The sequence below is a fragment of the Pseudomonas tehranensis genome, assembly GCF_014268615.1.
In the GTDB taxonomy this organism is placed as follows: Bacteria; Pseudomonadota; Gammaproteobacteria; order Pseudomonadales; family Pseudomonadaceae; genus Aquipseudomonas; species Aquipseudomonas tehranensis.
Genome location: NZ_JABWQV010000011.1, coordinates 21,258 through 45,242, shown reverse-complemented (window position 1 = coordinate 45,242; position 23,985 = coordinate 21,258). Strand labels below are relative to the sequence as shown.

The window sequence follows — 23,985 nt, the reverse complement described above, 5'->3', positions numbered from 1 at the left end:
ATGCCACACAGGTAATCCCGTAACCGGTGGACCTTGAGAGGTAAATTTGGCCAGCCGGCGCAGGTTCTGCATGCCTTGCCGGCCGGGCAGCGGTATTCCTCAATCTCTTCATTCCAGTGGAAATCGTTGCTCGAAAAACTGTCGTTCTTGCGCTCGGTTTTGTCCCACACCGGCGCGTGAGGTTCGATGTCTTTTTCCTCCACCAGACGCCAAGGATCGGTGCTAAGTGGCGATCGCCTGCTCGTCGTCGGCCCGGAGCTTGTCCAATACTGAGCGCTCCGGACGCGGTGCACCGAGATGCAGGTAACGTAGTTCATCCATAAAGGCACTCCAAAGCGAAGGGCCGCCCTTTTCCAGCACCTCCGCGCGCAAAGACGCTTCCTTGCTCGGATGCGTATGCCGAACACCCCAGGCAGCCAAATGCGCGAGCAGAGGGACAAGCTGTATCGCCGCTTCCGTGAGGCTGTAAATTACTTTCTGCTGGTGATTCGGATCCGGGCATCGTGTCAGCAGGCCAGACGCGGTCAAGTGTTTCAGCCTACTCGCGAGGATGTTCGTGGCGATGCCTTCCTGGTTTTTCTCCAGCAGGACGCCATAAGTGCGTCTGTTCTCGAACATAACATCGCGGATAACGATCAGGCTCCAGCGGTCGCCGATCTGCTCAAGCGTCAGGTTGATCGGGCAGCCCGATCGTCTTGTTTGTTGCACAGTTACTCTCCTTGAATTTCCACTTGCATTGTGCAAGTCGCTCAAATACTATTCAACCACTTGCACATTGCAAGCACTATGGTGGCTCAGCCGGATCGGCGAAAAAATCGAACATCCGGGGCTTTCATCACGGGTAACACCGGCAATTCGATGCTGCGTATGGCCGGAAAGGCGGTAACAGCGACATGGCACGATGAGCTGGCGTTTTGCTAAAGATCATTACAGCTGTACGTATCTACATACCCACCACACACAATGGTTAAGAACACTATGAAATTCTCCACCATCACTTCGCGTACCCTGCTCGCGGTATCGTTAGCCTTCGCGGGTGCCTTCGCTGCCGTAGCTCCGGCCCAAGCTGCAGCGCCGATGCAGCACAAGCAGGTGCCGGGCTTCTATCGCACGATGATTGGCGACTATGAAGTCACTGCGCTCTATGACGGTGGCGGTAGCATCGACTCCAGTCTCCTACACGGTGATCCCGCGCTCATTCAGTCCCTCTTGGCGCGCTCCTTCCAAAACGACCCCAAGCAGGTTTCGGCAACCGTCCAAGGCTTCCTTGTCAACACTGGCTCCAAACTCGTTCTCATCGATACCGGTTCAGGCGGTCACTGGGGCCCTCCCACGCTGGGCAAGCTCGTGCAGAACTTGAAGGCCTCCGGCTACAAGCCGGAGCAGATTGACCTGGTTCTACTGACTCACCTTCACGCTGACCATGCCGGCGGTATCTACCAAAACGGGAAACGCGTCTTTCCGAACGCGACCGTGATGATGACGAAGGCCGACGCCGACTTCTGGTTGTCGAAGGAAATCATGGCCAAGGCCCCGGAAGAAGCAAAGATCTTCTTCAAAGTCGCACAGGAAGGCGCCGCGCCTTACATCGCCGCAGGCAAATGGAAGCCGTACGAAGGCCTGGCCGAAATCGTCCCCGGTATCGCACCGTATGCCATTCCCGGCCACACGCCCGGTCACACTGGCTACATGATTTCCTCAAAGGGTCAGTCGCTGCTCATCTGGGGCGACGTAGCTCATGTTGGCGCCGTCCAGATGCCGCATCCGGAAATCAGCATCGTCTTCGACTCAGACAGCGCGACGGCCATCAAAACGCGTGAAGCCCTTTTGGTAAAGCTCGCTGCGGACAAAACAATGATTGCCGCAGCCCACATGCCGTTCCCTGGCCTGGGCCGTCTTCGCAAAGCCGACAACGGCGAGGGCTATGACTGGGTGTCGGCGACTTTCCTCAACCTGGAGTGAGCTGATCATGACTTACGATTCATCTTCCGTCCGGGAGCTTCGGGATGCGATGTTCGCCTTCGACTTTGCGCATCCTGTACGCACCATTGAGACGCTCCGCGTCGGCATGGAGGCCATTTCACAAGCGAACCCGCCGGCGGCCGACCTAACCGTCGAGACGATCGAGCTCGATGGCGTAGCCGCAGTGGCGATTACGGCTCCTGGCGCATCTAAGGACCGAGTCATCTACCATTTCCATGGTGGTGGCTGGGTGGCTGGCTCTCCTGCGTCGCATTTGGGCATGCTTGGGGAGCTGTCTCGAGCGGCAAAGTCCCAGGTCATCGTTCTGGACCACTCCAAGGCTCCCGAGCACCCATTTCCAGCATCCTACGACGAGTCCATCCGCGGCTACGAAGCCGTGCGTGCGCTTGGCAAACCGTTTGCCGTGACAGGTGATTCCAGTGGCGGTGGCATGGCTCTCAACGTTCTGGCCTATGCAGCCTCGAAGGGCCATAAGGACGCACGAGCAGCGCTACTCATTAGCCCATGGGCAGATTTAACGCTAACGCTGCCCTCGTTAACGCAACTGGCTCACCGCGACCCAATGGTCAACGCGAGCGCGATGCGGGAGATGGTAGAGGCTTACGCCGGCAACCACGATTTGAAGGATCCGCGCATCTCACCCATGTTCGCCGACATGCACGGTTTTCCTCCGCTGCTCATACATGTCGGAAGCGACGAAGTACTTCTCGACGACGCGCTTGAAATTGACCGAAAGGTGCGCGCGGCCGACGGCGAGTCGCACCTTGAGGTCTGGCCGGAGATGCTCCACGTCTGGCACATTCAGACAGCTTCTTTGCCTCAGGCCCAGGACGCTCTCCAGAGAGCCGGCGAGTTTCTCATCGGACACCTCGCTGACTAGCACGCGCACGCACGCTGCAAAACCGCAGACACTAGATAGGAGATGGTAATGACTACTGACGCCACCCCACCGGGGACAGCGTGGATGCAAATCGTCAAGAAGAAAGGAACGAGCGACTTCGCGACGTCGTTCACTGCTGACGCCAGCCTTCAGACCTCAGCCCTCAGCAAGACCGTGATCGGCCCGACATCCATCGGGGCATTCTTTGCCGCGACAAGTACGATGTACGAAGATTTCGTGTTCACTGCGGAGACGGTTGACGGTGCGAAGACTTACCTGGAGTGGGATGCCATCCACGGAGGTAAGCCGATCGCCGGCACCACCATCATCACTCGGAATGAGTCTGGCCTCGTCCGCAATATCAAGCTCTTTCAAAGCCCGTTCCCCGTCGTTCGTGAGTTCTCGGCGGGCCTGAAAGAGCGACTCGAAGAAACACTCGGTCAAGACTTCTTTAGCTAAGCCGGGCCAATTCGTCGCCGTGTATTAGCTGAGCAACACCACTGAGGAACCACTCATGCCAATTTTCCACGCCCACATTCCAGCTCAAAAAATCTCTAGCGAAGAGAAACGCGCGCTGGCGGGCCTTGGGTAAACAAGTAAGAAATACGAAAGCCGCCCCGTTCTTTAGAAACGGCGCAGCAGAATTGACTCGAATCGAATGTCTCCTTCGTTTCTCAGGCAGCTTTTTTAACCTATTCAACTACAAGCCGCCGATCATCGGCTTTTGCTCGCTTGGCGCGAAGGACTCGCTCGCCAATGCGCGTGCGACCGGCGAGTTTGTATGGAATCTGGCGACGCGAGAACTCGCCGAGGCGATGAACGCCTGCTTGGAAGCGGCGGTGCGCGGTCATCCAGCGTTTAAGTGTGCGACGGCTTGAATCAAAGACTCTCGGGATCCCCAAAAAACATCTGAATCCGCGAACGCAACCAGCGCTCGCCCGGGTCGTTGTCCTGGGAGCCGCGCCAGGCCATGTGCAGCTCGAAGCTGCGCACCGGGATCGGCGGGTCTTCGGCGCGGACGCCGCCGGCGGCGGTCAGTGCGTCGGCGGTGTAGTCGGGCACGATGGCGATGATGTCAGTGCCCGCCAGCAGCGTGCTCAGGCCATTGAACTGCGGCACGGCCAATACTACGTGACGCTTGCGGTCCAGTTTCTCCAGCTCTTCATCGATGAAACCGCTCAGGTCCCCGGCGAAGGACACCAGCGCATGGGGTCGGGCGCAGAATTCGTCCAGATTCAGTCGTCCTGGGGCCGTGTCGGCCCGCAGCACTTTGGGCATGCTGCGCCGCAAGACTTTACGCTTGGCGTTGGCCGGCAGATCCTCGGTGTAGCTGACGCCGATGGAGATTTCACCGGACGCCAGTAAGCCGGGCATCAGAATGTAGTTGACCCGGCGCACGACCAGGACAATGCCCGGGGCTTCGGCCCGCAGGCGTTTGAGCAGCATCGGCAACAGCGCGAACTCGGCGTCGTCCGACAGGCCGATGCGAAACACCGAGGTGCTGGTGGCCGGGTCGAACTCCGCCGCGCGGCTGACCGCCGTGGAGATCGAATCCAGGGCTGGGGAGAGCAGGGCGAAGATTTCGACCGCCCGGGCCGACGGTTCCATGCTACGACCGGTGCGCACGAACAGCGGGTCATCAAACAGGTTGCGCAGGCGTGACAGCGCGGCACTGATGGCTGGCTGGCCGAGGAACAGCTTCTCGGCGGCTCGGGTCACACTGCGTTCATGCATCAATGTTTCGAACACGATCAACAGGTTCAGGTCGACACGACGCAGGTCATTACGATTCATCTGGGGTCCTGGCAGATTCAGCAAGCTTGACGTGAGCGGCCATATGAGAACAATGACCGGCATGAATCTTACGGGGAAAGGCTGGTACTCTGCACCGGCTAATTTGAATATTCCTACAGGACGGATCCGATTTCTTGCTGCGGAATCAATGACAGGCATGTCGACTATTAATAGCCGCTGATGGTCTTGGGTACAAAGCCCGGATAGAGTTCATGGCATTAGAGGTTACTTTGACGAGGTTTGCGATGTCCCGCACGATCCGTTTTCACAAGTTTGGTGGTGCCGAGGTGCTCAAATGCGAAGAGCATGCGGCGGCTCTTCCTGCGCCAGGAGAAGTGCAGGTCCGTGTCGAAGCGATCGGCATCAGCTGGTATGACACCCTGTGGCGCCAGAATCTGGCGTCGTCCCAGGCGCGCCTGCCTTCGGGCCTTGGTCATGAAATGGCCGGGGTGGTGACGGCTGTTGGAGACGGTGTCGACGACTTGGCTGTAGGCGACAAAGTCGCCAGTTTTCCTGCCGAGAGCCCTAACGATTACCCGGTGTACGGTGAGATCATCGTGCTGCCGCGTACCGCGCTGACCCGTTATCCCGACGTGCTCACCCCGATCGAAGCCGCTGTGCACTACACGCCACTGCTGATCGCCTATTTCGCCTACGTGGACTTGGCACGGGTCAAACCGGGGCAGTTTGCCCTGGTCACTGATGCCAGTCATTGTGCCGGCCCATCCTTCGTGCAACTGGGCAAGGCCTTGGGTGTACGGGTGATCGCGGCCACCAAGACCGCTGATGAGCGTGAGTACCTGCTGTCGCTCGGCGCCGAAAAAGTCATCGTCACCGAAGAGCAGGACTTGCTGATGCAAATCAACAAGCTCACTGATAACCGTGGCGTCGATGTGGTGTTCGATGGCCTCGGCGGGCCGCAAATGTCGCTGCTCGGTGATGTGCTGGCGCCGCGGGGCAGCCTGGTGCTGTATGGCTTGCAAGGCGGCAACCAGACGCCGTTTCCGGCCTGTGCGGCGTTCCAGAAGAACATTCAGTTCTTTGTGCACTGCATCGGCAATTTTACCGGCAAGCCGGAACTGGGCATCATCCAGGACCAGGTGGCATTGCAGCGGGCGCTGCGTGATATCAATCAACTGACCGCCGATCGCGTGCTGTTGCCGCTCAAGACCCGGGTGTTTCCATTCTCCGAGTTTGTCGAAGCCCACCGTTACATGGGCGAATGCCCCTGCCGTGAACGCGTCGCCCTTCAGGTAGTCGATCCCGCCTGATTCCTCCCCCGCGCAAGAGTCAGCAAGGCGACTCTTGCGCCGCCGTCGGCCTGAACCTGCTTTTCTTCCTCTCTTCTGCCATTGCCGCTCCGTCCGGCAATGACGCCCTTGTGCGCGGCAACCATGCCCTTGCCTGGGCGGTCCAGTTCGCTCAACACCCGAAAAGTGTTTAATTCCCAGGGAACTGAACTGGTTTTTGCCCTCAATCTGTATCTTCTAATCGTTATTTAAGTCCTGATAATTGAACGCTGATTTCCATCTCAAGGAAGAAGTCGTGGCGCAGTACAAGTTTTTAGAAAATCGTCATCCTTCGGGCAAAGGTGCATCAAGCGTTAATTGTTTTAACGCTATCAATCGACTGCGGGGAAAACTGACTGGGGCAGGGGGGCAATTGAAGTTAGGCATGTTCTTTGTTTTTCGTACTCATTGTCTGAAGGACGCTGTCGGAAACTTCCTAGGACGCAACACTGAATCGCTGAAACCCAATGGCTCAGAGGCTTGCAGGCGCGTACCAAGGCGAAGCGGGCGAACTCCCCAGCTTATGTATCAAATAATTACGACAAGCAAAGCTTGAGCGTATTACCAATACTCTTTGCAGCACTAGAACAATTTTCCAGATCAACCCGTCGCTCGGTCACGCTATGCCAGTGCGACGCCGATATTTGAATTTCCAGGTATATGGCTATGAGTTCAATTCATGAGCAGGCAATGAATCACGTGTATCAACAGATATTGCAGCGACTGTCAGGTTTTTATTCCCGCGCGGAACGGACGGCGTTGCAGCTTTTGATCCAGCGTTTAATTGTCGCCGCCGGCGGCATCGACCGGATCGGCGACTATCGCGTGTTGACAGTCCAGAACGGCAGCCGGGACAGCTTTTACGTCCTGACCGCCTTGCGGGCCGCACAGTTGAGCATCGCGGGCAGGCATCCGGTGACCTTCGACTTGCGCGTCGCCACGCCACGCCTGAGCGAAACCACCCAGGCGACCCTGGAAAACATCCACCGCTGTTACAGCGCGCTGTTCGTTTACGACGACCCCCGGGTGGAACTGCTGATGGCGGATAACCGCGAGGTGGTGCCGTTCAATCACAAGCAGCCGTTGTCGGCGGCCGGGCATGAGGCCAATCGCATGGACACGCTGGTTCTGGGCCACCTTCGCTCGGTCGACAGTCCCCTGGAGGTAGGCGATCACGGCTACCTGGCGATGGCGGAGTTCTATCGGCATATGGCTCGCTGGGAGCGTGGCGTGGACTCGTTAGTCAGCAGTGATACGCCGCGCGAGCAAAAACAGTTCATGTCGGGCCTTCGGCGTGCTGCCCGCAAGGTCGGCCTGGCGACAGACCCATCCAGCGGTTTCGACAGTCTCTTCGCGCAACTCGATTCCTTGGGCGCTAATCCCTACCTGGGCTTCTATGGTCAGGAACACGGGGACGCATGGAGACCCGAGGGGCATTTCGAGGCGTGTCGGCGCGTGAGTCACATTGGTATCGACGACCTGATCGTCGACAGTTCGCAAGAAACCAACTGGCCACTGTTCAGTGAATTCCTTCGGGTGCGGACCGATGAGCTGGTCGCATCGGCGCCGGAAAACGAATACCTGAGCCCACTGCTGTCAGCCCACCTGCATGGCCTGCAGGCCTGCTACCTACAGGGGCGCAGCTATGAAGCCGGCTATGGCGACTATGTACAACGGGCGATCATGATCATGCATCGCAAGCAGTTGCCCGAGCACGTCTGCGAGCAGGCACGAATGCTGTTTGGCCCACCCACCGCCATCCCCGAGCGGCGCCCCCAGGCTGCCAGCGACGCGCACAAGACCCTGGGGCTCAATGAAACGCAACTGGTGTGCATGTTGTTCGCTCCTTTCGTGGAGCAAGGCGCCGGCCTGGAACACTTCCTGCGCTGCTGTCATCCCGGCATGCTGGTGGCGCTGCCGGATCTGCACAAGGCCATGCAGGGCGCGGCCATCGCCGATCAGGTGGCGCAATGGATGGTCGACGTCAGCGGCCTGTCCATCGACATGCTCGGCAAGCTGTATCGGGCCAGTATCACGCCGCCGGAGCAGGAACAGGCATCGGGAATGGATGCGCAGCAGCCTGTCGATGACGTCGACATTGAAGAAGCCGGGCAGGGCGACGATGCCATGCGCGAACGTGCGGCACGGCATTGAGGGGCAGGATTTGACGGATTCATTCGCCACGTCGCCTGGCCCAACCCCATGAAAGGTTGCCGGGAAACAGACTTCGCGTATCAGGCGGTTTATCGTTACCTCACCACCCTGATCAACGAACTGGGCGCCGACGCCCGAGTGCGTTTGCCGTCATTACGGCAACTGGCCGAGCGCCTGAACGTGTCGATCTCTACCATCCAGTACGCTTATTCGTTGCTGGAGAAGGAAGGGCGGGTCTATTCGGTCGCCAAATCCGGTTATTACGCATTGCCAGTACCCTGCGTCGCGACGCTGGGCGGCGGTGATGATCTGCTCGAGACCCTGTATGTCAATGCACGGCGACCGGGAATGCTGGTACTCAGCGCTGACGAGCCTGCATCGATGCAACCGCTGGACAGCCCGCTGTTGTTACTGGAGCGTGAGCTGCTGCGTCAGTATCCGCGCTCCTCACAGATGCCCTCGCAGCCTTGGGGCGAGCTGGAACTGCGCACCGCGCTGGCGGCTCGCTATACGTCTTCGCCGGCCCGATGCTGGAACGCCGACGATGTTTATATCGGCGCTGATCTGCGCGGTGTATTGGAGATTCTGATCGCCGTGCTGGCGCTCAAGGGCGCCACGGTGCTGATCGAGTCCCCCTGCGACTGGACGGTTCTGCGCTTGCTGCAGGCGGCCGATATCGACGTGATCGAGCTGCCACTGCTGGCGGATGGGGAGATCAATGTCGAGCAACTGGAACAATTGCTGACGAGTAAAGCGGTACGCCTGGTCATCCTGTCCTCGGTCCTGAATATGCCCAGGGGCACGCTTGTTCCTGAAAACAACCGTCGCGCCGTAGCGCGCTTGCTGGAGCTGCACGGCACATGGGTGCTGGAGAACGACAGCTATACAGACCTGGCGTTCGAAGCCGGGGTTACGCCTTTTCGAGACTTGCTCGACCCGGACCGGCTGATCGTCTATTCCACTTTCGAAAAAACCATCGGTCCCGAGGCCCCCTACGGCTATGTGTTGTCGCGACAGCTGACGCTGGAGCTGCAGCGACATTTCCTGCTGCGCGCGTTTCGTCTGTCACCGATTCGCCAGAAGGCCATCGCACGTTTGTACAGCAACGGACGGATCGATCAGCACTTGCTGGTGCTGCGACGATTGTTGCGTGAAGGTGCGCTATCGACAACGCAAATGCTGCGCGAGCGGCTAGGGGACAGCCTGCAATGGCTGGAGCCCCAAGGGGGCGCAACGATCTGGACCCGATCTTCGCGGCACGTCGATCTGCGACGGGTCTTCCAGCGGCTGCTGGCGCAGCGAATCGTCATTGTGCCGGGGGAGCTGTTCAGTTTGCAAGGGTTGTATGCACAACATCTGCGCCTGACCCACGCCTTGAGCGGTTCACACGATCTGGATACTGCACTCTGTGCGCTGGCCGATGCCTTGAGACTTGAGCAATCGTAATGGAGGGCGATGGATCGAACCCGTCGCGCCACGGTCGAACTGTCAGTAAACTGCATCCATTTTATCGAGCCACTCCATTCAGAGGTTTTGCATGACAGTCAGTCCATTTGCGGGCAAGCCGGCACCGGCAGAGTTGTTGATCGATATCCCGCGACTGGTGACGGCCTATTACACCGGCCGACCCGACGCCTCGGTGTCGACCCAGCGTGTGGCTTTCGGCACCTCCGGGCACCGTGGCAGTTCCTTCGACCTGGGGTTCAACGAATGGCATGTGCTGGCTATCAGCCAAGCGATCTGCCTGTACCGCGAAGCCCAGGGCATCAACGGCCCCTTGTTCCTGGGGATCGATACCCATGCGCTGTCCACCCCGGCAGGCGCCAGCGCGCTGGAGGTGTTCGCTGCCAACGGGGTCACCGTGATGATTGCCGAGGCCGATGAATACACGCCCACGCCGGCGATCTCCCACGCCATTCTTTGCTACAACCGTGGCCGCACCACCGGTCTGGCGGACGGCATCGTCATCACCCCGTCCCACAATCCGCCGCAGAGTGGGGGCTACAAGTACAACCCCACCAACGGCGGCCCGGCCGATACCCACATCACCAAATGGATCGAAGCCAAGGCCAACGAGCTGCTGGCAAGCCAGTTGGCAGGCGTCAAGCGCGTCAGCTATGAGCAGGCCCTGAAGGCCGACACCACTCACCGTCACGACTACGTCAACACCTACGTGGCGGATCTGATCAATGTCATCGACTTCGATGCCATTCGCGCTGCCGGCTTGCGCCTGGGCGTGGATCCGCTGGGCGGAGCAGGGGTGCGCTACTGGCCCGCCATTGCCGAGCATTACCGCCTGGATCTGGACGTGGTCAACACTCAGGTGGATTCCACCTTCCGCTTCATGACCGTCGACTGGGATGGGCAGATCCGCATGGACCCGTCCTCCAGCCATGCCATGCAAGGGTTGATTGGCCTCAAAGAGCGTTTCGATGTGGCCTTCGCCTGCGACCCGGACCATGATCGCCATGGCATCGTGACGCCGTCCGGCGGTTTGCTGGCGCCGAACAACTATCTGGCGGTGTCCATCGACTACCTGTTCCAGAACCGTCCGCAGTGGCGTGCCGATGCCGCCGTGGGCAAGACGGTAGTCAGCAGCGGGCTGATCGATCGCGTAGCCAAGCGTCTGGGTCGGCGCCTGTATGAAGTGCCGGTAGGCTTCAAGTGGTTCGCCGACGGCTTGTTCGACGGTTCCTTGGGCTTTGGTGGCGAAGAAAGCGCCGGCGCCTCGTTCCTGCGCAAGGACGGCGGTGTGTGGAGTACCGACAAAGACGGCCTGATCCCGGCGTTGCTGGCGGCCGAAATGACCGCGCGCACCGGTCGCGACCCAAGCCAGGCCTACCGCGCCCTGACGGATGAACTGGGTGAGCCGTTCTCCGTGCGCGTCGATGCCAAGGCGAGCCCGCAACAGAAGGCGCTGCTGAGCAAGCTGGCACCGGATCAGGTCGCATCCACCGAATTGGCCGGGGAGACCATCCAGAGCATCCTCAGCCATGCACCGGGCAATGACCAGGCCATCGGCGGCCTGAAAGTCATGACTGAAAACGGCTGGTTCGCCGCGCGACCATCAGGCACTGAGGACATCTACAAGATTTACGCCGAAAGCTTCATCAGTGACGAGCACCTCAAGCAATTGGTGGTCGAGGCGCAGGCATTGGTCGACAGCGCCATTTCCGGACAGTGATTCAAACCCATCGCGAACAGGCTCGCTCCCACATTGGCTTTGCGGTGCACCCCGGCCTTTGTGGGAGCGAACCAGCTCGCGATGACGGTGGGTCGGGCGACACTGATGGCGATGTGCGACACCACTTTCACTTCATCGCCTAAATCCATGACTTACAAGCTTTTGAGTGGAATCCGCTGACAAATACAGACACCATAGCCGCCATGGTTCTGAACACCGGAGTCCCTCAGCGTGTCGCAACACACTCCCGATCTTCCCCCCGAACTTCTGCCCCTGGCGCAGATGCCTTTACTCAAGCGTCTGGCCGCGCGGTTTTTAGGTCATGGCCTGACGCGACTTCGAGCCCAGCATCGGGCTTCCTGGCTGCACGGCCAGGCCGACGGCTTTCGCAGCGGGCATAGCGCCGGTTTTGACTACGGCCATAAGGAAGGCAAGGCCGAAGGGTTGGAAGAGGGCCGTCAGGTCCTGTTGATTCGGGATTCCCGAAGCACTGAACACCCGGCACCGAAAGTCGATGATCTGTTGTTCGATGACTGGCGCCTGCCGTTGACCGCCGAACTCAAGAAACGCATCAAGGCCGATGTTGCCCGATTGCTTCCTGCTCACGCCCAGCCGAGCGCCGCGCAGTGGAAGATGATCCTGAGCGATACGCCGTCTACCTCGGTCGTTGCGGGCGCAGGCGCCGGGAAGTCCACGACCCTGGTGCTACGTATTGTGCTGCTGTCCCATTACCTGGGTTTTGAGTTGGATTCGATGACCGTGGTGACCTTCACGCGGGAGTCGCGCAAGGATTTCATTCACAAACTCATTGAGGTTTTCGCCCTCTGGGGGCGGACAATCAGCCTCAAGGAAGCTCGCGACCTGGTGCGAACCTTCCATTCACGCATCTTGCCCATGGTGCGCAGCCTGCCCGGGTTCGAGCGACTCCAGGCGTTTGAAACCCTGAGCCATCGCACCGAATCGCCGGATGATGACGCCCAAGGCAATCCCTTTGAATTGCGCATCAACGATGCTCAGCGCCAACAGCTCAATGCCTGCTATCACGGTCTCTATCAGCGCGACGAGCGTTTTCGCGAACTGATCAAGCCGATGTCCCGCCATGCCTTGCAGCTCAAGGAGCTGGAACGCGACCACCCTGATGTGCAGAAACGTGTAGCCGTGACCGAGCTGGCCGCCCAGCGCGATGAAGAGCTGTGCGATGCGATCGAAGACCTGTGGTTTCGCGCCAGCGCCTGGCCGATCAAGGGCATCGTGCCAAAGCGTCAGGCATTCCAGATCAATGGCGCGACCTTTTATTGTCACGGCTATGTTCCAACTCTGGACGCCTGGGTGATGCTGGGTTTCGATCCGCGGGAAGACGCCCGACTCAGCCGGCCGGGCGCCAAGCTGAGTATCCGTGCGGAGTGGGCAGTCAAGCGCACCCTGTTTCAAGCTTTCTGCTCTAAGCCATTGATATGGCTCGATAGTTATGAGGCGTCAAAGCGTGTATTGAGCGTCTTGGCCGGCGATGCCAGCGCAGGCCCAGGGTTCGATTACAAAGTGAAAGGCGAACTGGGTTCGGCACCGTTGCTGGATTGTTTCGTCGCGGCCGCCGGCTTTATCGAGAACCTGGGCCTGGACGTCCCGGACGCCGTGGGCCGGATGTGTTTTGCCCAGGATGACCCGGATCGTTATTTCTTTGAGGCCCTGAGTCGCTACTGGCGGGCATTTGAAGATCATTTGCTGGATCAGTCGCCGCCCGTCATGACTTATAACCGAATGTTCGCGCTGTTCAGTGAGCATTCCCCCGAGAACTTCAAGCTGTTGAGCGATGCGATACTGCGTCCTCTGTCGCACTTGATGATCGACGAGTTTCAAGATGTCTCGCCGCAGATCGTCTCCTGGCTTCGCGCCAGCCTGCGGGAAGTGCGCAGCCGCGGTCCCGCCATGCATGTGGGACGGGGCGCCCAACGTTCCTCCTTGCTGTGCGTGGGCGATGATTGGCAGTCGATTTACGGCTGGCGCGGCAGCTCCCCGAGTTATTTCATGGCGTTCAACAAACAGTTTCCTTCACCGGCAAACACCCGGGTCATGCTCACCGACAACTACCGTAGCCATCAGCACATCATTGACGCCGCCGAACACGTCGTGCGCGCGGCTGCGGCGATTCCCGGCAAAAAGGCCAAGGCCAGCGGCGCGCCTCGAACCTTGAGCCCGGTCAATGTGCTGGACAGAGACGACGAAGGCTTGGCGAAGCGGCTGGACGAACACTACCGCAAAGGCGATTCAATCTTGATGCTTTATCGAAAAAGCAGCGATAAGCTATTGATTGAAAAGCATATTCAACCAACAGTTAATGTGGATTCTAGCTTGCCGTACCCCGTGCGACGCCTCCGACAGATGACTTACCACAGCGCCAAGGGACTTCAGGCCGATGCGGTGTTTTTGCTCGGTGACTGCCAGCACTCAACCAGTTCCCCCTACAAGAATCAGGTCTACCGAATGGCCGGGCTTGGCCAGGAGGGCGATGCCGAGCCGTACGACACGGCACAGAAGGATGAGATTCTGCGTCTGGCCTATGTCGGCATTACCCGGGCGGTGCAGCACTGCTATTGGTATGTCGATGGGCAGGACACACAAATGAACAAGACGCCCAAGGCTTCGGATCGGATAGGGACCGGCAAGCCGTTCTTTGCCGATCATCGCCGCGCCCGCGGTTGAGAACCTCGATACACGAACAAAACCGTCAGCCAAAAAGAAGCCCACTGCTGTGGGCTTCTTTTTTTCAGGAGGCAAATCGTCGCAAGCCAACCGGTGGCACGAAAGCTTCCAGCTCGGCTTCCACTGCTTCGATTATTCGCTCCACGTCAGGGGCGTTCATCACTGTCGCGCAGGGGATGCCCGCAATCGCGATCATAGTCTCGCCGCTGGCACGGTCAAACAGCCGGGCGACCATACTGCCCGGTGCGTCCATGCTGGCCTCGAATCCCATGGGATGAAAATGCCAGCGCATCAACTGGCAGGCGTTGGGAAACGTAACCTTGCTGAAAGATCCTCTATTCATCTGTTGCCCACCTTCTTCATCAAGCGCTTCCGTTTGCTCATATCAGGAAGGAAGAGCCATCATGGCTCTACCAGTGAGAACTAAAAATAGCACCTGAAAATGAATGTCATGTGGCTTTTTTCAGGCCGTTTGGCGATTGGTTCACTTTTTTTGATTTGCATCACGACTTATGCCGTTTTGATCAGGCCCTCACTTTCTCTGGGCAAGGATGTCATTACGCCCATCCAGAGGCTCTGGTTCACGGCATTGCAAGACCACTAGCCAGGACAACAGCATCAACGATGTGGCTACGGCGAAGGTCAGATGCAAGCCATTTGTTACCGCTTCGGGGGAGGCGCGGACGATGCCATTCGTCGGTACAGTCAGGGCAAACACCGCGCCGAGTGCCGATGCACCGGTCAGGAAACCCAGATTGCGCGACAAGTTGAGCAGCCCTGAGAAGACGCCACGTTTGTCTGCTGGCACGTTCGCCATCACTGCGGTGTTGTTGGCCGTCTGGAACAGCGCATAGCCAAGGGTCGTTACCGCGATAGCACCGACATAGCCGCCCACACCGAGGGTCGGTGACATCAGAGACAGCATCAGACAGCCGACAATCATGACCAGCAGCCCGACGAGCCGCACAGGGCGCACGCCGAACCGGTCCACCAGCCGCCCGGCAGGCACACCCGTCAGCGCAGCCACCGACGGTCCCGCCGCCAACGCCAGCCCCACCAGCGCGGCAGGCAATCCAAGGGCGACGGACAGGTAGAAGGGCCCTACCAGCAGCGTCGCCATCATGACCGTTGCCACCAGAGCACTGGTCACCAGCCCGCAAACCAGCAGCCGGTCTCCCAGCAACGCCACGGGGATCAACGGCGCCGCGACCCGCCGCTGGGCCAAAACAAACAGACTGCCGCCCAGGATCGCAGTCAGCAACAGCGCCATATTCGGCCAGCCGAAGTTCCCCCGTCCCAACGTCGTGGCCAATGCATAGGCAGCAAGCGTTGCTGCCAATAACAGCGTGCCCAAGGCATCAAAGCGCGGGCGCCCGACTACCCGCATGGGTGGTTGGGCGGGCAATGAACGCCAGGCCAGGACAAACGTCAGCAGTCCAAGAGGAACATTAATCAAAAATAGCGCCTGCCACCCGAAACCGCTGATAAGCGCACCACCCAGTGAGGGGCCAAGGGCGGTTCCGACTGCGGAGAGGGTGCCCAACAGCCCCATCGCGCTGCCGGTCTTTTCCTTGCTGACCGTTTCACTCACCAGGGCCAGGGTCAACGTCATCATGATGGCCGCACCAAGACCCTGTAATGCCCGGCCTGCGATCAACAGCCAAAGCGAAGGCGCCATGCCGCATAGCGCTGATGCGAGGGTGAACAGCACGATCCCGGCCAGTAGTAACCGGCTACGACCGAGCAAGTCCCCCAATCGCCCGAGGCTGACAATCAGGGTGGTAATTGCCAGTAAATAGGCAAGGACGACCCACTGCACTTGCTGGAAGGAGGCCTCGAACGCATGGGCCAGTGTCGGCAAACCCACCGTCGCCACGCTGGCGCCCAGGGAGGCCAGCAAGGTCGACAGTGAAAGGCTGGTCAAGGCCCAGCGCGGTGAAAAGACCCGTTGTGCGCCCGTCGCGCTCGGCAGGCTGGGTTGGGTATTGGCTGGTTTCATCATGTCCTCTGTCTCTGCCGCTCTAAAAATGGAGCTGTCAGAACGTTACGCCTGGGCATAACATGGCGGAAGACGCACGGATTGCACTTTATAACTGCATGCAGCGCCACCTACTCCAACCCAGGGCTGCGCCATGTCCACACCCGACCTCAATCTGCTGATTACTCTCGATGTCTTGCTGTCGGAAGGCAGCGTGGCCCGCGCCGCTCGGCGACTGCGACTCAGCCCTTCGGCCATGAGCAGGGCGCTGGCGCGGTTGCGCGAAACCACGGGTGATCCGCTGCTGGTGCGAGCCGGGCGGGGCCTGGTGCCCACACCCCGCGCTTTGGCGTTGCGCGAGCAGGTCAGCCAACTGGTGCAGGATGCCCAAGCGGCGCTGCGGCCGTCCCAGGTGCCGGATCTGCGCCGACTGAGCCGCACTTTCATCCTGCGCACCCGGGAAGGGTTCGTTGAAAACTTCGCCATCGACTTGATCAACCGCATCAACGAGCAGGCGCCCGGTGTGCGGCTGCATTTCCTGGACAAGGCCGACAAGGACAGTACGGCGCTGCGAGAGGGCAGCGTGGATCTGGAAACGGCGGTCGTGGACAAGGACACCAGCCCGGAGCTACGAACCCAGGCGTTGTTCACTGATCGCCTCATTGGCGTGGTGCGCGCGGGTCACCCGCTGAGTCGGGCCGAGGTGTGTACCGCCGGTTATGCGGCAGGCGGGCACATCGGCGTTTCCTTGCGGGGTCTGGACCACAGCGTCATCGACCAGGCCTTGCGGTCCTTGAACCTGACACGGCAGATCGCGATCACCGTCCCTGGCTTCTCCACTGCGCTGGGCCTTGCCCGGTCCAGCGACCTGATCGCCAGCGTCCCTGAACGCTATACCACCCGCCTGCGCGTCGGCATGCACAGCTTTGCGTTGCCGTTTGCGCTGCCGACATTCACGATTTCCATGCTTTGGCACCCCCGAATGGATGCCGATCCTGTGCACCGCTGGTTTCGCGGTTGTCTGCGGGAAGTGTGTTCAGGCAAAACCGTAGAGATTTAGCCGCCATTAGTTAGTAGCGTTTCGCTGGCACTTAGTTGCTAGAAGTGCGACGTGATTGGCAAATGGTGGTTAACCTCATTTAATATTTAAATAGAATCTTGTCCTACAATCTTTAATGTCTTCCGGGAAATACCTGTACTAACGGGGCGCCGTGTATCTTTCGCCGTTGTTGAAGGCGTGAGTGCGTCAAAGGGTCAAAAAAATTCGCTGGACGTTTGATTTCCAATTGTGTCAGTTTTCTTGCGTCCTCAATTGGGCGAGTGATAGGACGCTCTCGCCAGAGATTGTTCTATCTGACAAAAACTGTTCCATTGCAAACAAGGAAGTGTGTTTATGTCGAAAGTCAAAAACAGCGCTATTGATTCTGCTGAGCAACTGCTCTGGGCGCCACAGTCACTGGCGGCGGCCAGCAGTGCATTCAATCAGATCAATAGTTTCAGCCACCAATACGATCGTGGCGGCAATCTGACCGTCAACGGCAAACCCTCGTACTCCGTGGACGAAGCGGCCACCCAGTTGCTGCGCGACGGTGCGGCCTACCAGGACCGGGACGCCAGCGGCAAGATCGAGCTGACCTACACGTTCCTGACCTCTGCCTCCTCAAGCACCATGAACAAGCACGGCATCAGCGGTTTCAGCCAGTTCAGCGCGCAACAGAAAGGCCAGGCGGTCCTGGCCATGCAGTCCTGGGCGGACGTGGCCAATGTCACGTTCACTGAAAGGGCCAGCGGTGGCGACGGCCACATGACCTTCGGCAACTACAGCAGCGGCCAGGACGGCGCGGCGGCATTTGCCTATTTACCGGGCACGGGCGCCGGTTATGACGGGACTTCCTGGTACCTGATCAACAGCCGCTACACCCAGAACAAGAACCCGGAACTGAACAACTATGGCCGTCAGACCCTGACCCATGAAATCGGTCACAGCCTGGGCCTGGCGCATCCTGGCGACTATAACGCCGGTGAAGGTAGCCCGACCTACGATGACGCCACCTATGCTCAGGACACCCGAGGCTACAGCCTCATGAGTTACTGGAGTGAAACCAACACCAGCCAGGACTTCAGCAAGGGCGGCGTCGAAGCCTATGCCTCGGGCCCGCTGATGGATGACATTGCGGCCATTCAGAAGCTCTACGGTGCCAACACCAGCACCCGGACCGGCGACTCGACCTACGGCTTCAACTCCAACACCGGTCGCGACTTCTACAGCGCATCCTCGTCTTCGGACAAAGTCGTGTTCTCGGTATGGGACGCCGGTGGCCGCGACACCCTGGATTTTTCAGGCTTCACACAAAACCAGAAAATCAACCTCAATGGCGCCTCGTTTTCCGACGTAGGCGGCATGGTGGGTAACGTGTCCATCGCTCAGGGGGTGACCATCGAGAATGCCATTGGCGGCTCGGGCAGTGACTTGCTGATCGGCAACTCCGTGGCCAACGAACTCAAGGGCGGTGCCGGCAACGACATCCTTTGGGGCGCCGGCGGTGCCGACAAACTGTGGGGCGGTTCGGGCTCGGACACCTTCGTGTTCGCCGCCAGTTCTGACTCACGGCCAGGTGCGGTCGATCAGATCCTCGATTTCGTCAGCGGCCTGGACAAGATCGACCTGACCGCCATCACCAAAGGCGCGGGCCTGCACTTTGTGAACGCATTCACCGGTACGGCGGGTGATGCGGTGCTGTCGACATCAGGTGGCAACAGCCTGCTGTCGGTGGACTTCTCCGGGCACGGCGTGGCTGACTTCCTGGTCAGTACCGTCGGCCAGGCGGCTGTCTCGGATATCGTGGCCTGATGTCCTCGATCCCGTGGGAGCGGCCAGCGCTCTTGCGGGATCCTTCAGGATTGAACCTATGTGCAAAAGCCCTAAGCCCCGAGGTGTCCAGGCAGGTGCCTGGTTACTCGCTACGCTGATGATGTTTACCGGAGAAGTCGCCATGGCGCGCAGCCTGTTGTTAGCAGAACCTTCCCAGTTGGCCGGCCAGTGGCAGGCTGTTCTGTCGGGGCCGCAGGCGCCTGCGCAGCCCCCATCGTCCCAAGACGCGCCGTCCAGCATCTGCCTTGTCGAGCTTCGGGCAGATCAAACCCTGGTCGGGCAAACCGCCTGCCTGGGACAGTGGCTGGGCGATGAGCCGGTCCATTGGTTCACCGAGCCAGACGGCCTTTCACTGATTGGCAAACAGAACAGCCGGATTCACTTGCAACTGCGTCAAGAGCAACACTATCAAGTCACCTTGAAATCAGGTCAGGTAGTGACGCTCGAACGGAGTCCACCCCAAACCATTCCTTAACACGTAAGTACAGTGTGCCAATGCCCTTGGCGCGCCTGTTTAAACAGGTGTGCACCGCACTGCGGCCCGACGTAAAACATTTAAAGATTGGCAAGTTGAATAACCTGGCAAAGCCAACAGCAAGGATATCTACATGAACATGACAAGGCGCGCTGCGACGGTGCCGCTGTATAGAGCGCTGGGCGACTATAAAAGTATTCTGATCAGCGTCGGTTGTTTTACCGCACTGATTAATGTCCTGATGTTGGCGCCTTCGATTTATATGCTCCAAGTGTATGACCGGGGCCTGTCATCACAAAACGAAACCACGCTGTGGATGTTGTCGTTGATGGTGGTGGGTTTCTTCGTATTTATCGGGCTGCTGGAAATGCTGCGCAGCTTCATTGTTATCCGTATCGGCAGCCAGCTGGAAAGACGCTTGAACCTTCAGGTATACAAGGCCGCGTTCGAGCGCAACCTGTGCCAAGGCGAGGGCAACGCCGGGCAGTCGCTGGGTGACCTTACCCACATCCGCCAGTTCGTCACTGGACCTGCGCTGTTCGCATTCTTCGACGCCCCGTGGTTTCCCGTGTATTTGCTGGTGATCTACCTGTTCAACGTCTGGTTGGGCGTGTTCGCCAGCGTTGGCACCTTGCTGCTCATCGGCCTGGCCTGTCTCAACGAAGCCATGACCAAAAAGCCGCTGGGGCAGGCCAGTGTTTACTCGCAACAGTCCAGCCAACTGGCGACCAGCCACTTGCACAACGCCGAGACCATCCAGGCCATGGGCATGCTCGGCGCATTGCGCGGGCGCTGGTTTGCCGTGCATTCGCGCTTTCTCGGCCTGCAAAACCAAGCCAGTGATACCGGCGCGGTGATCAGCTCCCTGAGCAAGACCCTGCGCCTGTGTCTGCAATCGTTGGTACTGGGGCTGGGGGCGCTGTTGGTGATCAGGGGCGACATGACCGCTGGAATGATGATTGCCGGCTCAATCCTGATGGGGCGGGTGCTAAGCCCCATCGACCAGTTGATCGCCGTGTGGAAGCAGTGGAGCGGGGCCAAACTGGCCTATCGCCGTCTCGACGCGCTGTTGCAGGCTTATCCGCAGCAGGACGAGGCGATGAAATTGCCGGCGCCCAAGGGCCAGGTGAGCTTCGAACAGGTCAGCGCCGGCCCACCGGGGCGGCGCAACGCGACGCTGCATCAGCTCGGTTTCAGCCTGGACGCCGGGGAAGTGCTCGGGGTGTTGGGCGCGTCGGGGTCCGGCAAATCCACCCTGGCCCGCGTGTTGGTTGGGGTATGGCCGACCTTCGCAGGCACCGTGCGGCTCGACGGGGCCGACATCCATCGCTGGAATCGCGACCAGCTCGGCCCGCACATTGGCTATCTGCCCCAGGATATTGAGCTGTTCAGCGGCAGCATTGCTGAGAACATTGCCCGTTTTCGCCAGGCCGATCCGCAAAAGGTCGTCGCGGCCGCACAACAGGCCGGTGTGCATGAACTGATCCTGCGCATGCCTCAAGGCTACGACACCGTGCTGGGAGAGGATGGCAGCGGTTTGTCCGGTGGCCAGAAACAGCGCGTCGCCCTGGCCAGGGCAATGTATGACCAACCGAGCCTGGTGGTGCTCGATGAACCCAACTCCAATCTCGACACAGTCGGTGAAGCGGCACTGGCCGGCGCCATCGCGCAGATGAAAGCCCAGGGCTCCACGGTCGTGCTGGTGACCCATCGCTCCTCGGCGCTGGCTCAGGCCGACAAGCTGCTGGTGCTCAATGAAGGCCACCTACAAGCGTTCGGTCCAAGTCAGGAGGTGCTGCGGGCTTTGTCCGGCCAACCGCAATCGCAACGCGACAAACCCCAGGCAGCCCCCAACGGGCTGAGCATGAGTCGCCAGTACTCGGCGGCCAGCAAACCCAGCGGCGCATGAGCAAGGATCGCGACATGAATCTGCAACACTCTCAAGACCTCGAACATCCCGAGCGCGATGCCCGTTTCTTCACCCGTCTGGGATGGGCACTGGCGATCATTGGCGCCGGCAGTTTTTTCACCTGGGCCAGCCTGGCGCCGCTGGACCAAGGTATTGCGGTGCAGGGCACCGTGGTGGTTTCCGGCAAGCGCAAGGCCGTGCAATCGATGAGCAGCGGCGTGATCAGCCGGATTCTGGTGCGTGAAGGCGAGACCGTGAGGCAGGGCCAACCGCTGTTCCAACTGGACCAGACTCAGGCTGCGGCCGATGTGCAATCGCTGCAAGCCCAGTACCGCATGGCCTGGGCCAGCCTGGCACGCTGGCAAAGCGAGCGGGACAACCTCCCACAGGTCAGCTTTGCGGCTGAACTGAGCCACGACCCCGACCCGCGCCTGGCGCTGGTGCTCGAAGGCCAGCGGCAGTTGTTCAGCAGCCGCCGCGAAGCGGTGGCCCGGGAGCAGGCCGCGTTGCGCGCCAATATCGAAGGCGCCACGGCGCAACTGGCGGGCATGCGCCGGGCTCGCAATGACCTCAATGCCCAAGCCCAGTCCCTGCGTCAGCAGCTCAGCAACCTGCAACCGTTGGCGGACAACGGCTACATCCCGCGCAACCGTCTGCTGGATTATCAACGGCAACTGTCGCAAGTGCAGCAGGAACTGGCGCAGAACAGTGGCGAAAGCGGCCGGGTGGAGCAGGGCATCGTCGAGTCCCGCCTCACGCTTGAACAACACAATGAGGAATACCAGAAGGAGGTTCGCAGTCAGTTGGCCGAGGCGCAACTCAAGCGCGAAACCCTGCAACAGCAGCTCAAGTCTGCCGCGTTTGAGCTGCAACACAGCGAGATCCTTGCCACCGCCGATGGCATCGCCGTGAACTTGGGCGTACACACCGAAGGCGCCGTGGTCCGTCAGGGCGATACCTTGCTGGAAATCGTGCCCCAAGACACGCGCCTGGAAGTGGAAGGGCGCCTGCCGGTCAACCTGATCGACAAGGTGGGCACCCAGTTGCCAGTGGACATCCTCTTCACCGCCTTCAACCAGAACCGCACGCCGAGGGTCCCGGGGCAGGTCAGCCTGATTTCCGCCGACCAGATGATTGATGAAAGAACCGCTGAGCCGTATTACATCCTGCGCAGCAGCGTCAGCGAAGTGGCGATGGAAAAACTCAACGGGCTGGTGATCAAGCCCGGAATGCCGGCGCAAATGTTCGTGCGCACGGGTGAGCGCTCGCTCATGAACTACCTGTTCAAACCGCTGCTCGACCGAGCCGGCTCCGCGTTGACCGAAGAATGAGGATGTTCGGGGGTATGAAGGGACGTTACTGGCTCGCCGCGCTGGCGGCGGTTATCTGCAACAATGCCTGGGCCATGGGGCCATTCGAGTTCTATGAACAAGCCCTGCGCAATGACCCGGTCTACCTGGGCGCGATCAAGGAGCGCGATGCCGGCCTGGAGAACCGCGCCATTGGCCGCGCCGGGCTGCTGCCGCACCTGGGCTACAGCTACAACAAGGGCCGCAACCAGTCCAAGGTCACCTACCTCAACGAGCGCGGCGCCAGCCAGCATGACGACCGCAACTACAGCAGCTATGGCTCCAGCCTGACCCTGCAACAACCGCTGTTGGACTACGAGGCCTACGCCGCCTACCGCAAAGGCGTGGCCCAGGCGCTGTTTGCCGACGAAAACTTTCGTGGCAAGAGCCAGGAGTTGCTAGTGCGGGTGTTGAGCGCCTACACCCAGGCGTTGTTCGCCCAGGATCAGATCGACATTGCCCAGGCCAGGAAAAAAGCTTTCGAACAACAGTTTCATCAGAACGAGCACCTGTTTGCCCAAGGCGAAGGTATGCGCACCGACATCCTTGAAGCCGAGTCGCGCTATGAGTTGGCGATTGCCGAAGAGATTGAGGCCCGCAACGAGCAGGACGCTTCCTTGCGCGAACTGGGCTCGCTGATTGGCGTCCCGACCCTGAACATTGGCGACCTGGCGCCCCTGAACGAAACGTTCCAGACCTTTGCCTTGCAGCCGGCCAGTTTTCAGGCATGGCACGAACTGGCCGTGAGCAACAACCCGACCCTGGCATCCCAGCGCCAGGCCGTGGACGTGGCGCGCTACGAAGTCGAACGCAACCGCGCCGGACACCTGCCCAAGGTCAGCGCCTACGCGACGATGCGCCAGAACGAGTCGGAAAGCGGTAACACCTACAACCAGCGCTACGACACCAACACCATTGGACTTGAGATCAGCGTGCCGCTGTACGCCGGTGGCGGGGTCTCGGCGTCGACCCGTCAGGCCAGCCGCAACATGGAGCGGGCCGAATATGAACTGGACGCCAAAACCCGGGAAACCCTGATCGAGCTGCGCCGACAGTTCAGCGCCTGCATGTCGGGGGTGAACAAGCTGCGGGCATACCGCAAAGCCCTCAGCGCCGCCGAGGCGTTGGTGGTATCGACCCGGCAAAGCATCCTCGGCGGCGAACGGGTCAACCTCGATGCCCTGAACGCCGAAGAACAGCTCTACACCACCCGACGCGACCTGGCCCAGGCCCGTTATGACTACCTCATGGCCTGGACAAAGTTGCACTACTACGCCGGCACCTTGGGCGCGCAAGACCTGGCCCAGGTGGATGAGGCGTTTGTGCCGCCGGCGCTGACCCAATGACGGGCAGTGCTGTGTGGCGAGGGGATTTATCCCCGCTGGGTTGCGATGCAGCCCACCCACAAGAGCTTCGCC

18 protein-coding genes and 2 pseudogenes are annotated in these 23,985 nt (G+C 59.9%); 15 read left to right on the top strand and 5 right to left on the bottom strand.

Annotated features, from left to right (window positions below; translation table 11 throughout):
• Positions 1-62 precede the first annotated feature (62 nt).
• Positions 63-206 (bottom strand): annotated as a pseudogene (locus HU811_RS27720) (IS5/IS1182 family transposase); the annotation flags it as partial.
• Between the two features lie 16 nt (positions 207-222).
• A complete protein-coding gene (locus tag HU811_RS04550; RefSeq protein ID WP_092398169.1) occupies positions 223-708 on the bottom strand; it encodes a winged helix-turn-helix transcriptional regulator in 486 nt (161 codons plus the stop codon).
• 270 nt (positions 709-978) lie between these two features.
• On the opposite strand from HU811_RS04550, the gene HU811_RS04545 reads away from it, so the two are divergent.
• From HU811_RS04545 to HU811_RS04530, 4 genes and pseudogenes are all read left to right on the top strand, one after another.
• The gene (locus HU811_RS04545; RefSeq protein ID WP_186654291.1) at positions 979-1,962 is read left to right on the top strand and encodes an MBL fold metallo-hydrolase; all 984 of its coding nucleotides are present in this window, start codon (positions 979-981) and stop codon (positions 1,960-1,962) included.
• A gap of 7 nt (positions 1,963-1,969) precedes the next feature.
• The gene (locus tag HU811_RS04540) at positions 1,970-2,863 is read left to right on the top strand and encodes an alpha/beta hydrolase (protein WP_186654288.1); all 894 of its coding nucleotides are present in this window, start codon (positions 1,970-1,972) and stop codon (positions 2,861-2,863) included.
• A 48-nt stretch (positions 2,864-2,911) separates the two neighbouring features.
• Positions 2,912-3,322 (top strand): hypothetical protein, encoded by a 411-nt coding sequence (locus HU811_RS04535; RefSeq protein ID WP_092398175.1) that lies wholly within the window; start codon positions 2,912-2,914, stop codon positions 3,320-3,322.
• A 221-nt stretch (positions 3,323-3,543) separates the two neighbouring features.
• Positions 3,544-3,684: pseudogene (locus HU811_RS04530) on the top strand (flavin reductase family protein); the annotation flags it as partial.
• A 58-nt stretch (positions 3,685-3,742) separates the two neighbouring features.
• Here HU811_RS04530 and HU811_RS04525 read toward each other — a convergent pair.
• Positions 3,743-4,657: a LysR family transcriptional regulator gene (locus HU811_RS04525; protein ID WP_047226434.1), complete on the bottom strand. Its 915-nt coding sequence runs from the start codon at positions 4,655-4,657 to the stop codon at positions 3,743-3,745.
• A 245-nt stretch (positions 4,658-4,902) separates the two neighbouring features.
• Here HU811_RS04525 and HU811_RS04520 point away from each other — a divergent pair, with 245 nt between their 5' ends.
• The 5 genes from HU811_RS04520 (at position 4,903) to HU811_RS04500 (ending at position 13,984) form a co-directional block, all read left to right on the top strand.
• Complete coding sequence (locus HU811_RS04520; protein WP_047226435.1) at positions 4,903-5,928, top strand: zinc-dependent alcohol dehydrogenase family protein; 1,026 nt, start codon at positions 4,903-4,905, stop codon at positions 5,926-5,928.
• Positions 5,929-6,612: 684 nt separating this feature from the next.
• Complete coding sequence (locus HU811_RS04515) at positions 6,613-8,100, top strand: hypothetical protein (protein WP_186654285.1); 1,488 nt, start codon at positions 6,613-6,615, stop codon at positions 8,098-8,100.
• 48 nt (positions 8,101-8,148) lie between these two features.
• The gene (locus HU811_RS04510; RefSeq protein ID WP_186654284.1) at positions 8,149-9,546 is read left to right on the top strand and encodes an aminotransferase-like domain-containing protein; all 1,398 of its coding nucleotides are present in this window, start codon (positions 8,149-8,151) and stop codon (positions 9,544-9,546) included.
• A 91-nt stretch (positions 9,547-9,637) separates the two neighbouring features.
• Entirely contained in the window at positions 9,638-11,284 is a 1,647-nt protein-coding gene (pgm, locus tag HU811_RS04505; RefSeq protein WP_186654282.1) for a phosphoglucomutase (alpha-D-glucose-1,6-bisphosphate-dependent), read from the top strand.
• Between the two features lie 231 nt (positions 11,285-11,515).
• Positions 11,516-13,984: a UvrD-helicase domain-containing protein gene (locus tag HU811_RS04500; protein ID WP_186654280.1), complete on the top strand. Its 2,469-nt coding sequence runs from the start codon at positions 11,516-11,518 to the stop codon at positions 13,982-13,984.
• A 64-nt stretch (positions 13,985-14,048) separates the two neighbouring features.
• Here HU811_RS04500 and HU811_RS04495 read toward each other — a convergent pair whose 3' ends face one another.
• Positions 14,049-14,327, bottom strand: a complete 279-nt coding sequence (locus HU811_RS04495; RefSeq protein WP_047226440.1) for a DUF1652 domain-containing protein — start codon at positions 14,325-14,327, stop codon at positions 14,049-14,051.
• Positions 14,328-14,516: 189 nt separating this feature from the next.
• On the bottom strand, positions 14,517-15,983 hold the full coding sequence (locus tag HU811_RS04490; RefSeq protein ID WP_186654278.1) for an MFS transporter: 1,467 nt from the start codon (positions 15,981-15,983) through the stop codon (positions 14,517-14,519).
• A gap of 133 nt (positions 15,984-16,116) precedes the next feature.
• On the opposite strand from HU811_RS04490, the gene HU811_RS04485 reads away from it, so the two are divergent.
• The 6 genes from HU811_RS04485 (at position 16,117) to HU811_RS04460 (ending at position 23,913) form a co-directional block, all read left to right on the top strand.
• The gene (locus tag HU811_RS04485; RefSeq protein WP_186654276.1) at positions 16,117-17,022 is read left to right on the top strand and encodes a LysR family transcriptional regulator; all 906 of its coding nucleotides are present in this window, start codon (positions 16,117-16,119) and stop codon (positions 17,020-17,022) included.
• A 333-nt stretch (positions 17,023-17,355) separates the two neighbouring features.
• On the top strand, positions 17,356-18,813 hold the full coding sequence (locus HU811_RS04480; protein ID WP_186654274.1) for a serralysin family metalloprotease: 1,458 nt from the start codon (positions 17,356-17,358) through the stop codon (positions 18,811-18,813).
• Between the two features lie 58 nt (positions 18,814-18,871).
• Complete coding sequence (locus tag HU811_RS04475; protein WP_186654272.1) at positions 18,872-19,309, top strand: AprI/Inh family metalloprotease inhibitor; 438 nt, start codon at positions 18,872-18,874, stop codon at positions 19,307-19,309.
• 133 nt (positions 19,310-19,442) lie between these two features.
• A complete protein-coding gene (locus tag HU811_RS04470) occupies positions 19,443-21,218 on the top strand; it encodes a type I secretion system permease/ATPase (RefSeq protein WP_186654270.1) in 1,776 nt (591 codons plus the stop codon).
• Entirely contained in the window at positions 21,215-22,549 is a 1,335-nt protein-coding gene (locus HU811_RS04465) for an HlyD family type I secretion periplasmic adaptor subunit (RefSeq protein WP_092453503.1), read from the top strand. The genes HU811_RS04470 and HU811_RS04465 overlap by 4 nt, the downstream gene beginning before the upstream one ends.
• Positions 22,550-22,563: 14 nt before the next feature.
• A complete protein-coding gene (locus tag HU811_RS04460; protein WP_186654268.1) occupies positions 22,564-23,913 on the top strand; it encodes a TolC family outer membrane protein in 1,350 nt (449 codons plus the stop codon).
• The last annotated feature ends 72 nt before the right edge of the window (positions 23,914-23,985 follow it).